This window comes from Gramella sp. MT6 (assembly GCF_019357415.1).
Classification (GTDB): Bacteria; Bacteroidota; Bacteroidia; order Flavobacteriales; family Flavobacteriaceae; genus Christiangramia.
On record NZ_CP048410.1, the window covers coordinates 3,574,857 to 3,590,608 of the forward strand.

At 37.0% G+C, this 15,752-nt stretch carries 12 protein-coding genes; 4 read left to right on the top strand and 8 right to left on the bottom strand.

Annotation, left to right across the window (positions count from 1 at the left end):
- Window positions 1–10: 10 nt before the first annotated feature.
- From G3I01_RS16210 to ftsH, 4 genes are all read right to left on the bottom strand, one after another.
- A complete protein-coding gene (locus G3I01_RS16210) occupies window positions 11–1,756 on the bottom strand; it encodes a GMC family oxidoreductase (protein ID WP_219549622.1) in 1,746 nt (581 codons plus the stop codon).
- Window positions 1,757–2,232: 476 nt separating this feature from the next.
- The gene (locus G3I01_RS16215; protein WP_219549624.1) at window positions 2,233–2,415 is read right to left on the bottom strand and encodes a hypothetical protein; all 183 of its coding nucleotides are present in this window, start codon (window positions 2,413–2,415) and stop codon (window positions 2,233–2,235) included.
- Window positions 2,416–2,586: 171 nt separating this feature from the next.
- Window positions 2,587–2,973: a hypothetical protein gene (locus G3I01_RS16220; protein WP_219549626.1), complete on the bottom strand. Its 387-nt coding sequence runs from the start codon at window positions 2,971–2,973 to the stop codon at window positions 2,587–2,589.
- 4 nt (window positions 2,974–2,977) lie between these two features.
- Complete coding sequence (ftsH, locus tag G3I01_RS16225) at window positions 2,978–4,936, bottom strand: ATP-dependent zinc metalloprotease FtsH (protein WP_219549636.1); 1,959 nt, start codon at window positions 4,934–4,936, stop codon at window positions 2,978–2,980.
- 192 nt (window positions 4,937–5,128) lie between these two features.
- On the opposite strand from ftsH, the gene G3I01_RS16230 reads away from it, so the two are divergent.
- Window positions 5,129–5,578, top strand: coding sequence for a pyridoxamine 5'-phosphate oxidase family protein (locus G3I01_RS16230; RefSeq protein ID WP_219549638.1), 450 nt, complete (start codon window positions 5,129–5,131; stop codon window positions 5,576–5,578).
- A gap of 8 nt (window positions 5,579–5,586) precedes the next feature.
- On the opposite strand, the gene G3I01_RS16235 is transcribed toward G3I01_RS16230, so the two are convergent.
- The 3 genes from G3I01_RS16235 to G3I01_RS16245 form a co-directional block, all read right to left on the bottom strand.
- Window positions 5,587–6,486: a ribose-phosphate pyrophosphokinase gene (locus G3I01_RS16235; protein ID WP_219549640.1), complete on the bottom strand. Its 900-nt coding sequence runs from the start codon at window positions 6,484–6,486 to the stop codon at window positions 5,587–5,589.
- A gap of 4 nt (window positions 6,487–6,490) precedes the next feature.
- A complete protein-coding gene (locus G3I01_RS16240; RefSeq protein ID WP_219549642.1) occupies window positions 6,491–7,993 on the bottom strand; it encodes a thymidine phosphorylase family protein in 1,503 nt (500 codons plus the stop codon).
- Window positions 7,994–8,351: 358 nt separating this feature from the next.
- Window positions 8,352–9,404 (bottom strand): response regulator, encoded by a 1,053-nt coding sequence (locus G3I01_RS16245; RefSeq protein ID WP_219549644.1) that lies wholly within the window; start codon window positions 9,402–9,404, stop codon window positions 8,352–8,354.
- 267 nt (window positions 9,405–9,671) lie between these two features.
- On the opposite strand from G3I01_RS16245, the gene G3I01_RS16250 reads away from it, so the two are divergent.
- The 3 genes from G3I01_RS16250 to G3I01_RS16260 all read left to right on the top strand — a co-directional run bounded on the left by G3I01_RS16250 (window position 9,672) and on the right by G3I01_RS16260 (window position 11,385).
- Entirely contained in the window at window positions 9,672–10,544 is an 873-nt protein-coding gene (locus tag G3I01_RS16250) for an RsiV family protein (RefSeq protein WP_219549646.1), read from the top strand.
- Window positions 10,545–10,667: 123 nt separating this feature from the next.
- The gene (locus G3I01_RS16255; protein ID WP_219549648.1) at window positions 10,668–11,072 is read left to right on the top strand and encodes a hypothetical protein; all 405 of its coding nucleotides are present in this window, start codon (window positions 10,668–10,670) and stop codon (window positions 11,070–11,072) included.
- Entirely contained in the window at window positions 11,047–11,385 is a 339-nt protein-coding gene (locus G3I01_RS16260; RefSeq protein WP_257710855.1) for an endo-1,4-beta-xylanase, read from the top strand. The genes G3I01_RS16255 and G3I01_RS16260 overlap by 26 nt, the downstream gene beginning before the upstream one ends.
- A gap of 110 nt (window positions 11,386–11,495) precedes the next feature.
- Here G3I01_RS16260 and G3I01_RS16265 read toward each other — a convergent pair whose 3' ends face one another.
- A complete protein-coding gene (locus G3I01_RS16265; protein ID WP_219549652.1) occupies window positions 11,496–15,668 on the bottom strand; it encodes a hybrid sensor histidine kinase/response regulator transcription factor in 4,173 nt (1,390 codons plus the stop codon).
- Window positions 15,669–15,752: the final 84 nt, after the last annotated feature.

Here is a 15,752-nt window from a genome sequence, read left to right on the forward strand (position 1 = left end):
ATTATTACTTTTAAACATTTCCTTTTTTCAATTCATCTGCCAGATAATCTGACGCTCTCCAGGCAAGGGCCAGAATTGTCCAGGTAGGATTTTTATCGGCCTGGGATACGAAAGCTCCTCCATCCATCACAAAAAGATTGGGAACGTCGTGAGCCTGGTTGTATTTATTAAGCACTGAGGTATTTGGATCATCACCCATTCTGGTAGTTCCTACTTCATGTATAATCTGGCCAGGATTGGTGAGTCCGTAGTTAGATTCTTTTCCTGGTTTTTCACCCAACGCGATACCACCCATAGAGTGGATGATCTCCTCAAAAGTATCCTGCATATGGGCTGCCTGTTTTATTTCTTCATCGGTCCATTTATAATCAAATTTAAGAACCGGAATTCCGTATTTATCAACTGTTTTATCGTCAATGGTACAGCGGTTGTCCTTTTGAGGAATACTCTCTCCTCTTCCAGACATACCTAGTGTTGAACCATAAAAACGTTTAACATCTTCCATATAACTTAGGCCATAGCCACCGGCCTTTTTGGTCTCTCCATTAGCACCAGGAACCAGACTATTCAAAGCTTCCATATTAAATCCAAAACCATAGGACGGCATTCCCATTCCTCCCCAGTATTCAATATGATACCCGCGGGTAAAACCTAGATTCTTATTATCATTCAACCACCAGGGAGTATAAAGATGCATTCCTCCCACACCATCTTCATTATATCTTTTTCTATCCATTAGGTCGGGCAGGAATCCCATTCTATCAGCACCCGTAGAATCATGCAAATATCTCCCCACCACATCACTGGAATTGGCAAGGCCGTTAGGATGTGCGCTGGATTTTGAGTTTAATAAGATCCTCGCTGAGCTACATGCACTTGCGGCCAGGATAACAACTTTAGCCTTTACTTTATAATCTTTTAAATTGAGCTTATCTATGTAATGAACACCAGTGGCTTTTCCATTCTCATCGGTAGTAACTTCTCTCACCATCGCATTTACATACAGGTCTACATTACCGGTATCCTTAGCCGGATTCACCAGCACAGAAGAGGATGAGAAATCCCCATATACGGTACAGGAGCGCGAACACTGACTACAATAAAAACATGCCTGTCTTTTCTTATTAACTCTTTTCGTCAATATAGATAAGCGTGAAGGTATCATTGGGATACCAGCCTTATCAGCACCCTTTTTAATATATAATTCGTGCAAACGAGGTTTTGGTGGTGGAAGAAAGAAACCATCAGGTTCATTTGGGATATTCTCTTTTGTACCAAAAACACCAACTAGCTTATCAACCTTATCGTAATAAGGTTTTACATCATCATACCCAATAGGCCAGTTGTCGCCCTTTCCATCAAAATCTTTACGTTTAAAATCGAGTGGTCCAAATCTTAAGGAAATCCTTCCCCAGTGGTTTGTACGGCCTCCAACCATCCTTGATCTAAACCAGTCGAACTCGGTACCTCTTTCTTTGGTATAGGGCTCTCCCTCTAGTTGCCAGCCGCCATAGGCCATATCAAAATCTCCAAAAGATCTCTGAAAGGTTGATGCGCCACGCCTTGGTGATTCCCAGGGCCATCTTAATTGTGTTCGCTGCTCAGGATTTGCCGGATCAAAATCTGGACCTGCTTCCAAAAGTGCGATCTTGTATCCTTTTTCTGATAGGATCTTGGCGGCCATACCGCCACCAGCACCAGATCCTACAATACATACATCATACTTTTTGGCTTGTTCAATAATCTGAAAGGACATAGAAAATGCTTTTATAAATCAATGTTTTCAAAAAAAATACTCCAATTAAAGGAGCCTCAATAGTTATGATCTTAATTTAAATTAACGATGAATTTACTTACTGAGATCGCTAAAATTTTAATCGAAATCAATCAATATTGATCCAAATTAACATTTTATTTAATTTGAAACATAAAAAAAGAATAAAAGTTTTAATTCTTTTTAAAAAAATTAATCCGGTAAAATAAAAACCCTCAAAAAACAGCGGATTTTTGAAGGTTTTAAAATGGTATCTAAACTGCCTTAAATAAGGATGGGGGATCAATCATTAATTTCAATTACTTTTTTATCTGCTTTAACCAAAACCCTATCCTTTGGTAGATATTTTAAAATCTCATTCTTACAGTTTGCCTTTATCTTAGCATCCTGCTTAATGTTTGAAGGTAATTGAAATTTACTTTCAAAGGAACATGATATTGGTTTTTCAGTTTATTTAACTACTTAAACTGATCGTCTTTCACAAAAAGTACGGTCAGTGTAAAATGAAATTCTTCAGATTCTTTAAAAGAATTATAATACACAGATTCAGACTGTGCTATTTCCTTCGGTAGATAATGGTTAAGTGCCATTTTCTCAATTTCCCGATTGGCTTCTTGCAGCGCTTTTTCGGGACTTTTCATTGATGTGAAATTTTTAAGGATCATTTTCCTGATATTTTTAATTTTACCAATGCCATCTTCACAATTAGAAAATCTTATTCTCTTCTTAGTTTCGACTCTTAAATTATGATTGTATTGCTGAAATGAAATGATCTATATCAGCTTGTTACTAAGCGTTCATTGAGAAAAATTTTACATATATTTTGAAAGAAATCGAAAAAATTCCTCCTTCAATTCTGCATAAATCTTTCTTTGCATTTCCATGCGTTGTCTGAATTCAAAATGACCTTTGGTTAGTTCCCTGTCCATAACCTCTTCATCTTTTTTAGAATGGTTCGCAAGGTCTGTCTCATGCACGTTTATTTCATGCTCAAGGGTATCTATAACCTCTCCATGTCGAATAAATTGGTTTTGAAAATGTTCCAATTGGGCCAGAACGTTCTCATCTGTCCATCTATTGGACAGTTCCTCTAACCTGTTTTTAAAAGATTTTAGTTCGTCCTGCCAGAAGGCGAGTTCTCCCTGCCAGTGACGATGTTCAAAATGCAGGTCATCGCTATAAATTACTTCACTTTTCATGATTTTAAATTTTACTGTTTATTGTTTCCGTTCCTCTGTTTCGTTTCCCTAGAATTTTTTCCAGATCGTCCTGTTCCGCAACCTCTTTTTTTAGTAAAAGTTGAGCCAGCTTCATTAATTCAGTTTTGTGTTCCTGTAATATTCCTATTGTTGTTTCATAGGCAGTATGTATCAGATCCTGTACTTCGTTATCTATTGTCTCTGCCATCTTTTCGCTATATGGTTTAAACAATGAACTTTCATACTGGCCTGTAGAATCATAGAAACTTATTGGCCCAATTTCCTTATCCAGACCGTAGTATGCCACCATTATATAAGCCTGTTTGGTTACCTTTTCAAGATCATCCAGAGCTCCTGAGGAGGCCTCGTTAAAGATGATCTCTTCTGCTGCCCGGCCACCAAGTGAGGCGCAAATTTGATCTATAAACTGGGACTTGGTGATGATCTGATGCTCTTCCGGCAAATACCAAGCTGCGCCCAGAGATTTTCCTCTCGGGATAATTGAAACCTTAACCAGGGCATCTACATTTTTTAAGTACCAGCTTACAACCGCATGCCCGGCTTCATGATGAGCAATGATCTCCTTTTCTTTGGGAGAAATGATCTTACTTTTTCTTTCTAAACCTCCTATTACCCTGTCCCTGGCTTCCATGAAATCTAGCTGGGCAACTTCTTTCTTCTGTTTCCGCGCAGCGATCAAAGCAGCTTCGTTACATATATTGGCAATATCTGCTCCTGAAAACCCCGGGCTCAACGAAGCCAGTATTTCTATGTCTACGTCTTTAGCTTTCTTTATAGGCCTTAAATGCACCAGGAAAATTTCTTTACGCTCTTCTTTATTCGGTAGTTCAAGAAAAATATGCCGGTCAAACCTTCCCGGTCTTAACAAGGCTTTATCCAGAACATCTGCGCGATTTGTTGCTGCTAGTACTATTACTCCGGTATTTACTCCGAAGCCATCTAATTCAGTAAGTAACTGGTTCAAGGTGGTTTCTCTTTCATCATTGGTCCTGAAGGCGTTAGCTTTATCCCGGGTACGGCCTACAGCATCTATTTCATCAATAAAAATGATACTAGGAGCACTTTCTTTTGCATTTTTAAATAAGTCTCTTACTCTGGAGGCTCCTACTCCCACAAACATTTCTACAAATTCAGATCCAGACAAAGAGAAAAATGGCACCTGTGCTTCACCAGCTACCGCGCGGGCCATTAAGGTTTTTCCGGTACCTGGAGGCCCCACCAGTAAAACCCCTTTCGGAATTTTCGCTCCCAACCTGGTATAGGTTTCAGGATTTTTGAGAAAATCCACGATCTCTTTAATTTCAATTTTAGCCTCTTTTAAACCGGCTACATCATTAAAGGTTGTCGTACTTTTTATAGTCCGGTCCATTAACTTTGCGGTGGACTTGCCGAATTTAAAAATTGAACTCCCCGTACCGCCGGGACGGCTTCTGCTTAGAATAATCCACCAGAAGAAAATAAGCAAACCTATAGGTAGTATCCATGAAAGAACCGCTAGCCAGTTTAGAGTAGTGGTGTAAGTGACCTCAATAAATTCATCTTTGGTAAAATCCTGCCGAGCTCTTTCCAGCTTACTTTCAAAACTTTCTACAGATCCTATTTGCATGATATAATGCGGACCAGAACTGCCGTCAAAAACTCCTTCAGTTAAACTTTTATATCTGTTTTCAGAAAGTTTCTCCTTCTTTATATAGATCTCGGCGATCTCTTTGTTCACCACCACAATTTTAGCCACATCGTGCTGACTTAGCATTTTTTGTTCGAAATCTAGCCAGCTTATTTGTTCTGGTTCATTCCCGAACCTGGAGAAGATGGAAATAATTAGCATTAAAATAATTATAAAGACATAAAACCATGAAAAACCTATGCCAGGCGGCTGTTTTACAGGTTTTTTAGTTTCCCGTTGGCTCTTATTATCTTTATTTGTTTTAGGCTTTTTCATCGATTTAAGAATAAATAAGAAGAAGTATATAAAACCAGTTTTTCTATCTATCCGGATTCAGATTAACTTCCTGTAGCCATTTCTTTTAACACAGAAAGTTATTTAAAATGGAAGGTTCCAAAAATGACATTTATCATTTTGATATTGAATAAGTTAACATAATTTGTTAGTGCTATTCAAATCATAAGAGTCATGTTAGGAGAATTAAAAAATAGCCAGATAGAATATCTTCTATATTGCCAGGTAGTAGGACGTATTGGCTGCTTTTCTGGAAATGAAGTATATGTAGTACCAATAACTTATGCATATGATGGTGTTTACATATATGGGCATACCCGGGAAGGCAAGAAGATCGACATGATGCGTAAAAATCCAAATGTTTGCTTTGAAATAGATGTGGTGGATAATATGAGTAACTGGCGGAGCGTGATATCCTGGGGTAAGTTCGAGGAGTTAAAAAGTCCGCAAGATCGGGAACAGGCTATGCAAAAATTGCTTGATCGAATACATCCTATAATGACCGGTGAAACCACTGTTCATCATTCAATGACAGATTCCCATGGCAAATATATTGAAGCTATGCAGGGTGTGGTATATAGAATAGAACTAACAAAAAAAACCGGTCGGTACGAAAAGAGATGAATCAATTCCTAATTCAACTTTTGTAATAGCTGCTGAATTCCTTTCCCTAATTCATCGCTTATATTTATCTCATTAGTAGGATGTGGAATAGTGTTGCAAGTAACAATACTACCCACGCCACTATCTATTAATTTTTGATAGGCATTCCCAGCAAAAATAGCATGAATCCCTATTACGATGGCAGCTTTCATTTTTGTGTCTTTTAAATTTTCTACCACTTCGATCATGGTTCTAGCCGTAGAAATAATATCGTCTACCAGTACCGGGGTTTTATCATTATACATTTCTAAATCTGGCAATTCGATCTTTACTTTCCTGTCTCCATATCTCGTTTTATTCAAGATGATGAAAGGAGCATTTGCATTTTTCGCCACCAACGATACCCAGTTTTTACTTTCTTCATCCGGACCAATAAGAACAGGATCGCTTACATTAAGTTCTATCCACTTAGAAATTTCCTGTGCCGCATGTAATACCATATTAGGTATGGAGTATACTGAAGAAAGAGACCTCACTCGATGTAAATGTGGATCTATAGTAACTATACCATCAAAAAATTCTGAAACCAACTCACCAAAATACTTCGAAGTAACGCCTTCGCCGGGATGGAATATTTTATCCTGACGCATATAGGAGAGATAAGGAGCCACAAGACATACAGTTTTCACACCTAATGATTTCGCCGTCTTAGAGAAAAAATAAAGCGAAATAAATTTATCGTTGGGTTGGTGCAATGTGCAAATTAATACAACATTCTTATCCTTGATATCAGAAAGTATCCTAACATAGGATTCTCCATCGGGAAATTTTCGAAATAACACCTGTCCTACTGAGGCGTTCAATTTTATCGCAAGTTTTTCCGTTATGTCTTCATTCCCCAAAAAGCTAAATAAAATATTCGAACTCATGGCTTTAAAGTATCGTCAATATATCAGTGTGCTTTTTCAAATAACCCAGGGCATATTTTAATTCTCCTTCGGCACCCGAATAAATAGTAAATAATAGCTGGCCTTTTGTAATGGTATTACCAACATGTACATTCAATAAAATTCCTGCTCCGTTGAATTCTGGCGCTCCAGATAATTTGGCCAGTTTCGCTATTTTACGGTTGTCTATCCTAATTAAAGTGCCTTCAGCTTCGGAATATACCTCATGTGAAAATTTGGCTAATACAGGCTCTGTAAACCTGCCCTGAGACAAACAAATAGCTTTGAACTTTTGATAGGCCTTACCGGAATCTAATATTTCCAGGGCTATACTACTGCCTTCCCCTAATTTTACTTTTCCAGATAATTCTATTAACTGCCCCGCAATTAGTATTGCGCGTTCTTTAAGATCCTTTGCTGCTTCAGGCTCCCCTCTTAAAATCTTCAGAATATCTACCGCTTCTAGAACAGGGCCTATTCCATTACCTACTGGTTGACAGCCATCTGTAATAATAACCTTCATTTGCAGCCCTATTTCCTGGCCTACTGTTTCTATATGCGAAGAAAGTAATCTCGCAGTCTCCATATTCCGAACTTTCGCTGTTTCTCCAACTGGCATGTCTATGACCACGTGAGTTGAACCGGCCGCTGCTTTTTTAGATAATACTGAAGCTATAAGTTGCCCTTCACTATCTATATCCAGTGCCTTTTCCACCCTTATTAAAATATCATCTGCAGGGCTTAAACGAGCAGCATCACCCCAAACAAAGCAACCGCCATCTTTTTCTACAACATTTTTAATTTGTTCCGGAGAAAGGGAGACATTCGTGATCACTTCCATGGTATCTACTGTTCCCGCAGATGAAGTGATGGCTCTGGACGAAGTTTTTGGCATGGTAAGCCCAAAAGCTGAAACAATGGAAACAACTATTGGAGTGGTTCTGTTTCCGGGCAAACCACCTATACAATGTTTATCCATGACCATTTCTGAATTCCATTTTAACTGCACACCAGAACAGGTCATGGCTTTGGTTAAATTCGAGATCTCATGAATACTCATTCTATTACCTGCACAAGCTATCACGAATGCTGCTACCTGTATATTTGAATATTCACCCTTAATAATATCTGTGATAATACTTTGATATGCTTCATAGTCCAGTTCCTGGTTATAAATCTTAGCTCTCAGGTGCATTAGGGATTCTATAGGTTCTAAATGGGTAACTTTAAGTAGATCTCCATCCTCTAGATTCAGTTTATCTGCCGCCTTATTGGATAATCCAATCTCATCTAAGCCTAAAATATCTGAGGTAACCACGTTTAAATCGGCGACAATAGAGGTGTTCGCAGTAGACACCCTAACCCTGGTAAGCGCTTCAAATCCCTCTGAAATACACACATCACTATCCTGCCTTAAATAAACAACGTTATCCTTCTGGGTAGAGATTCCCAGTTGTTTATATTTTAATTTATTGGGTTTATTTTTCATTTCTGCTTAAGAATTAGCAATCTATATTCGGCAGAGATAAACCAGATCACATTAGCAAAATCCTCCTTCCTGAAAATCATCTCTCGTACTAAATATTTTGCAGGAATTTTATAGAGAACTACTGGTGTTTATTTCATCTATCCAATCCCTGAACCTTTAATATCACCCATAAAATTATAGTGTAACTTTTGTTATTTCAATGACTTACATCAGCTATCCAGAAATTATATGTGTTTATTAAATACACCTTCACAAGTCTTAAAGGTAATTGACAGAGGAATTCATTTTTATCGAAAAACACCTGGATTATGTTCTAAAAATGGGCACATTATATTCCTGAATTAGCTTAAGATATTGATCAGGTCAACTTTTCCAGCCCATCAAAATCAAGGATCTTAATAAATGGCCCTTCAATATCAATAAGGCCTTCCTTTTTAAAAGAGGACAAGGCACGTATCAAACTCTCGGTTGCTATACCAGCTACACTTGCAAGATCAGACCTTCTAATCTTCAGGTTAGAGCCAGGTTTTTTATCAAGAACCGAAGAGAACTCCAGGATAGTTTGGGCCGTTTTGCTGAAGACCGAACTATAAGCCATGTGAAGCAGTTTATCATAAACATCAAGTACTTTTTCATTCAGCTCATTCATTAATTGAAGGCAAACATGCTCACTTTTTTCTAATAACCTTTTCATTTCCCTTTTAGAGAGTGCAGCTAATTCTACAGATTCGAGGGTGAGGGCAGATTCACGGTAGGCGATATTCTCAACGAAAGAGGTTAATCCCAGAAAATCTCCACTTCTATACAGGGAGGTTGTAAGTTCTTTACCATCGCTATTACTTTTATAACATTTGATAACTCCATTTATAATCAGGTAAATCTTATTGGTGTGCTCACCTTCACGATAGATTATTTCGTCGTTTTCAAAAACTAGATGTTCTCCATGATCAATAAAGAAAGTTTTAAGCTCTTCTATACTTTTTAAACTCTGAGGTTCTGTTTTTAAAACTTTACTTTTTTTTGAAAATATCCTGGAAAGACTTGCGGATTTCGTCAGGCGACTCCTTATAGCTTTTAAGAGATCGTCTTCCTCAAAGGGTTTCACCAGGTAATCATCTGCGCCCATTTCCATTCCCAATCTAATTTCATGATATTCAGACTTTGCAGATAGAAAAATGAAAGGAATTCCCGAAGTAACAGGATCAAGTGAAACAGCTTCTAAAACCTCATATCCGCTGGCTTCAGGCATTAGAATATCGCAAATAATAAGGTCTGGCTTGATCTCTTTTGCCGCGGTAATTCCATTTTTACCATGACTTGCCTGGAAAACCCTGAAATTTTCTAATTCTAACATTTCGGCTGTATTTTCTCTTAGAGCCTTATCATCTTCGATAATTAGGATTTTTTTCATCCCTGCCTAATAACTTAATACCTTCTACATTCACTGTTAATGTATTTATAGGACCTGGGGCGAGAAAATCTTTCTAATAAGAAATCAAATTTTATAGTGTATAATTAATCTATCAATAGAAGGATAGACCTCTTGATATCCAATAATTTTGCCTATTAAAATTAAATAAAATCTACAACTTTTGCCTTTATATTTAGAAATCATAAAGTGATGAATATCATATAATCAAAAGTTTTAAAAATTTACCTTGATTGTAAATTGATTGAGATGCAAAAGGTATTTTTTATATGGGTCATTCTTATTTTTTCTTCTTGCGCTGAGAATCCAAAAGAAGCTCAGGAACCGCTCTTAATTAAAGATTCAATCCAAAGGATCGATACAATTTCTACCGGTGAAATTGACTTTGATTTTAGGGAATACAGGTATTTAAAGAACAGCAAGGACTCCCTGTTACAAAGGGAAGACGATCGCCAGGTTCTAGAAGACCTTGTAATCCCTAAATCCTACCTGAAAATTGAGAAGTTTTATATGTTAAGTTTTAAGTATCCGCTTTTAAACGAAAAAATAAATAGCCAATACACCAATTTCAATAGTTACCTACTAAATTCCTTTTTAAACGTTAAGGAAATAGAAGCCGAATTAGAAAATTGCGATACTTCTGCTTTTGGTAAATATCCCGAGATAAGAAGAATTGATTATAAAATTTATAATGCAAATGAGAAATTCATGAGTGTGCTCTTTTACAAAGAAAATTTCTATTCTAAAACTCCCCTCCCCGTCTATAGATTTGAAACCTTAAATTACGACCTGAAAAATTCAGAATTCATGAATTATAATGATCTCTTTCTTCCAAATTCCGAAGAGATTTTGCGCGAGATATTAAATGAAATTCTGGTACAAAAGATCAATTCCGGAGAAATATATTACGATTGCTGGGAAATTTCTGAAGAAGATTTTGAGGATTATAAAAACAACTTTGTACTAATAGACTCCTCTATAGAGTACTACTTTGACGATTGTATTATTTGCCCTTCCTATACCGGGATATTTTCCATAAAGATTCCCCTTGAAAAATTGAACTTTATTTTAAATGAGCTGGCGGTCAATAGAATTTCTTCTGACTTGGAATATCAAGAATAGATTCTTCTCCTAAAAGAATCTTTACGCGGGTAAGAATTTGATTTTCGTTTTTCATCACACCTGATATTTATCATTTATTCAATCATTAGGTCTTCTTAAATTTTATGTCTAAATAGGTGTGTCATGAAAAAAGAAAATTCATCACATTCACTTCTTTTTGAAAAACTTGGTGAACTTTTTTATGCCATCGCGGCAGTAGATAAAAAAGTGCATGAACAGGAGTTTGATGCTCTCAGGCAGTTCGTTACTGGAAAATGGAAGAAATTAGAAAATTCACAAGATCCTTTTGAAACCAATGCAGTTTATCAAATGGAAATTGTATTCAGCTGGTTCGATTACAAAGACAAGGATGCCTGGGAATGTTTTGAGAGTTTCAGACATTTTAAAAAAACACATGAGCATCTATTTACTCAGCAACGCAATGATCTGTTTTTAAAGACGGCCAGCGCCATCGCAAATGCATGTTTCTTTAAATACCAGCAGAGAAAATATCACCAGCATGATGGAAAAATTAGGAAATTCAGGTAAGATGATTAAAATTTCTGAACTGGATGTAAGACTGGGAACGGCTACACCAACCCAGGAGCAGCTGGCAGCTCAGGCAGATATGTACCAGTTTATAATAGATACCTATCACGAATATATTCCAACGGCACAGCAATATGGTATCACGATCTGGAATGTATCAGATAATGCTAATGAACATGAATTCTGGTTGCCAAATGAATCACCTAATTTATGGGATGCCAATTATGAAAGGAAACATGCTTACAAAGGAGTGGCCGATGGTTTGGCCGGTCGTGATGTAAGTGAAGATTTTACGGGAGAATTGGAATATTAAGTTTGGATTATCCAACTCTGCTTTCAAGAAGTACCGGATTAATTTCCGGTACTTTTTTTTTTATAGCTTTGGAAAGTTTCTTTTCTATAAGATTCTAATTTCAATAAAAATTAACCTTCATTGACTTCTTTAGGGAGCTTTCCATAAAAATCTTTGAAGCATTTCGAAAAATATGAAGGAGAAGAGAATCCAACTTTATAACTAATTTCGCTGATAGAAATCTCGGAATTCTCCCTTAATAATTCATTGGCCCTTTCCAGCCTTATCTTTCTAATAAGCTCATTGGCAGTTAAACCGGTTAAAGCCTTTATTTTCCTATAAAGCTGACTCCTGCTCAAATTAAATTCATCTGCCAGTTTTTCTACATTTAAATTCGACTCACGAATATTTAAACGGGTGTAGTTCATGATATCCAGAATAAATTGCTGGTCTAAGGAAGTCGCATTGGGTTCCATTTCAGTATTATTCACATCACCCATATATTTATTGAACAGAAGCGCCCTATTGCTCACTAATTGCTTTAAATGCGAACGTAGGATCTTCAGTTGGAAAGGTTTATTCAGGTACACATCTGCTCCCGCATCAAGGCCTTCCACCCAATCCTCTGTCATCGCTTTTGCGGTAAGCATAAGCACAGGAATATGACTGGTTCTGAGATCTTTTTTAAGCTCGGCACAAAACTCATAACCATCCATTTTAGGCATGATCACATCAGTAATCACCACATCTGGCATATATTTCTTAGCTTTTTCCAGCCCCACTACCCCATCTTCGGCAACCACAATTTTATAATCTGAGGTTAGGGATTCTTTAATATAATTTCTAAGCTCGAGATTATCTTCAACTACCAATAGCGTCTTTTTCAGAGGTTCCGTATCATCCGTTTTACTGCTAGTCTCAGATCCATCTGCCTTGATCTCTACTTTTTCTTCGGTGGCCGGGTTAACTTCAGGAGCTTCCAGGTGTTCTTTATCCATTGGAATCAATATTCTGAATTTGGTACCCACCCCAACTTCACTTTCAACTTCGATTTCACCTTTATGAAGTTCCACGAAACTACGCACTACTTCAAGACCAATCCCGGTGCCGCTGTAATACTGTTCGTTTCTGTCTTTGATCTGGTAGAAACGATCGAAAATATTCTGAATTTCATCAGGATCAATTCCCTTCCCTGTATCTTCAATACTAATTTCCAAACCGGTGACCGGCTTCCCTGGGATCAATTTAAAAAAGTGAGACTTCTTAAAAGCCGCTGTCATCGTAATAATGCCATTATTCCCTGTACTTTTAAAAGCATTGGAAAGAATGTTGAAAATAATCTTTTCTAGTTTTCCCCTGTCGGCATAAATAAGGTTAATTTCCTCCTCTATTTCCAGGGATAATACAATATTTCGTTGCTCTGCCTCTTCTTTAAAATAGTCCTCGATCTCCAACAAGAGTTCTTTTGCGGAGAAAGAAGTGACATTTAGCGGAATTCTGTTCACCTGAAGTTTACGGAAATCCATTAACTCATCAATCAAACGCTTTAATCGGATAGTATTTTTATTGATAACGTTCAATTTCTTATTTACCCGACCTGAAAGAGAATTATCATTCATAATATCCTCCAGCGGACTCATAATTAAAGTCAATGGTGTTCTGAATTCATGAGAAATATTTGTGAAGAACTGAATCTTTTTATCATTTAAAGCTTCTTCCTGTAAATATCTTTCACGTTCCTGTGCGATTGCTCTCCTCGTCTTTATTCGGGAACTAATAACACGGTAGGTTACATATATCAGTAAAAAGAATAATAGAACATATCCTAAAATGGCGATCCTGGTAAACCACCAAGGGGGAAGAACTTTTATATTCAATGAAGTTGGTTCATCATTCCATACCCCATCGCTATTTGCTGCTTTGACGTGGAAAATATAATTACCGGCGGGAAGGTTCGTATAGGTGGCACTCCTCGTATTCTGAACATAATTCCAGGAATCTTCAAAACCTTCCAGGTAATAAGCAAACTGTATCTTCTCTGGCCTGGTGTAATCTATCGCGGCATAATCTATCGTGAAAACCGACTGCTCATGGTTTAGCTGAATTTTATCTGTTTGTGAAAGCACTTTATCCAATGGTGATTGCTCATCGCCAGGATGTACAGGTTGATTAAAGATTTTAAGGTCGCTCAGGTAAACCCGCGGAGTCTTTTCTAAAACTGAAAGATTTTCTGGATGGAAGTAATTAACTCCTTCATATGACCCAAAATATAATTTACCCTCCTCATCCTTATACACCGAATTACTGTTGAAGTCATTGCTTAAAAGACCGTCATTTATAGTGTAGTTCTTAAATTCATTTTCATCCCTGTTCAGCCTGGCGAGGCCATTATTTCCTGCTACCCAGATATTGCCGGCATCATCTTCAATGATCGAGGAGGCCGTAATTTTGTTGAAATTCATTTCAGCATCCATCCAGGTAAATGAATCTGCTTTCATATCGTACCTGCATAAACCATGACCCTCTGTCCCAATCCATAGATTTTTTGAAGAATCTTCATAAATATCCATAACCAGACTATTATAAGGATGATCGGTATTGCTAAAAAACCTGGAAGACATGGATTCCAGGTCATAAGTATTGTTAATCACTCTTAACTTAAACAACCCTGAATTTCCCCCAAACCAGATATTATCCTCACTATCTACATAAACTGTGCGCACATCGCTATAGGTAATGCGCTCTTCCTGAAAAATATATTCATCGTAATCCTTAAATTTTTCAGTTGAAGGATTATAAGAAATGATTCCATTGGAATAAGTGCCGATCCAGATAATACCTTTTGAATCTTCGGAAAAACTTAAAATCCGATTACTCGGTAATCCTACACCTGTAGTCTTTTCAGTATAATTAATAAATTCTTTAGCACTCTCTTTTAGGAAATAAATACCATAATCCCAGGTTCCCACCCAGATGTTCCCTTTTCTATCTTTAAAAATGGTTTGTACATCTGCTGAATTGAGTCCGGTTGCAATACTATTATCAGTATTTAAAAGGTGAATAAATTCTTTTGTACGTGGTTTATAAACGTCTATACCTCCTCCATCCATTGCGATCCATAACCTACCCTGATCATCTTTCAGAATTCCGGTAACCGAGTTTGCCTGTAATGAATTTGAATCATTCGGGATGCTACTAATATCCTGAAACTTATCGTACAGTTTATCGTAAATACCCAAACCGTTATTATAATAGCCAATCCAAATACGCTCCTGGTCGTCTAAAAATAACGACCAGATGGAATTTGACCTTATTCCGTCCTTAGAAAATTTATTACGCAAATAACGGTTAGAGATATTACCGTTGGCATCCAATTCGAACATCCCATCATTCTCTGTACCGCATAGGATGGTGTTTCTTGGAGTGATTTGGAGTGACAGGACCCTTTTACTTGTAATTGGAAAATGCTGTATCACATACCTTCCATTTTCATTCTCGTCAATTTTATAGAGCCCACTGGAAATGGTTCCCAGCCAGAGATCTCCATTTCCATCCAATTCCATTGTTTTTATGGAGGTCTCAATTTTTTCTTTCCCACTGGAAGTCATGAAATTAGCAGGAATAACTTTATTTTCATTTTTATCGAACTCGAACAGACCTTTATCTGTACCTAGAAGAATCTTATCATCAAAAAATGACAGACTATTAATAAGCAGGTTTCTCACTTCATTGATTCCGAATATTTTAATTTTAGAAACTTTGAGGCTCTGTGGATCAACCAGGAAAATTCCATATTGGTGAGTTCCCACTAAAATATTCCCGGCTTCATCTTCGAGCATTGCCTGAACTGAAATATTAGCATTTTCTGATTCGCCAAGTGGAATATGTATGAAATTATCCTGCTCTCGATTATATAAATCCAGCCCGGTCTCTGTACCTACCCACAATCTATTTGCATTGTCTATATAAGTATAATGAACCAGAGAATTACTAAGACTGGTACTATCCCCCTCTACATATTGATAGGAAATAAAATCGACCCCATTAAATTTATTAAGGCCAAGCCCGTTGGTGCCCATCCAAATAAATCCCTGCTCATCTTGAGAAATACTTGCAACTGCCCTCTGTGTGGGTAGATCTTCTAAAGTCTCAAATTGATATGGAGATTCTTTATTCTCCTGAGCAAAGACTAAGCTGTTAATTATAACAGTTAAAGAAAAAAGAAACAGCTTAAATTTGAATGGACTAATCACTTTTAACTCTGAACTTGAATCAGCTTTGAACGTTTTACTTTCAGCGTACAATTGGAATATTTTGTTGGAATATAGGAATACTTTAATTTAAAAGGTCAAAATCCACCCATGCTTTTCTAAAAAAGAAACTTATTT

Coding starts and splice junctions, on each gene's coding strand:
- G3I01_RS16210 (WP_219549622.1), bottom strand. CDS start 1,756: ATGTCCTTTCAGATTATTGAACAAGCCAAAAAGTATGATGTATGTATT.
- G3I01_RS16215 (WP_219549624.1), bottom strand. CDS start 2,415: ATGAAAAGTCCCGAAAAAGCGCTGCAAGAAGCCAATCGGGAAATTGAG.
- G3I01_RS16220 (WP_219549626.1), bottom strand. CDS start 2,973: ATGAAAAGTGAAGTAATTTATAGCGATGACCTGCATTTTGAACATCGT.
- ftsH (WP_219549636.1), bottom strand. CDS start 4,936: ATGAAAAAGCCTAAAACAAATAAAGATAATAAGAGCCAACGGGAAACT.
- G3I01_RS16230 (WP_219549638.1), top strand. CDS start 5,129: ATGTTAGGAGAATTAAAAAATAGCCAGATAGAATATCTTCTATATTGC.
- G3I01_RS16235 (WP_219549640.1), bottom strand. CDS start 6,486: ATGAGTTCGAATATTTTATTTAGCTTTTTGGGGAATGAAGACATAACG.
- G3I01_RS16240 (WP_219549642.1), bottom strand. CDS start 7,993: ATGAAAAATAAACCCAATAAATTAAAATATAAACAACTGGGAATCTCT.
- G3I01_RS16245 (WP_219549644.1), bottom strand. CDS start 9,404: ATGAAAAAAATCCTAATTATCGAAGATGATAAGGCTCTAAGAGAAAAT.
- G3I01_RS16250 (WP_219549646.1), top strand. CDS start 9,672: ATGCAAAAGGTATTTTTTATATGGGTCATTCTTATTTTTTCTTCTTGC.
- G3I01_RS16255 (WP_219549648.1), top strand. CDS start 10,668: ATGAAAAAAGAAAATTCATCACATTCACTTCTTTTTGAAAAACTTGGT.
- G3I01_RS16260 (WP_257710855.1), top strand. CDS start 11,047: ATGGAAAAATTAGGAAATTCAGGTAAGATGATTAAAATTTCTGAACTG.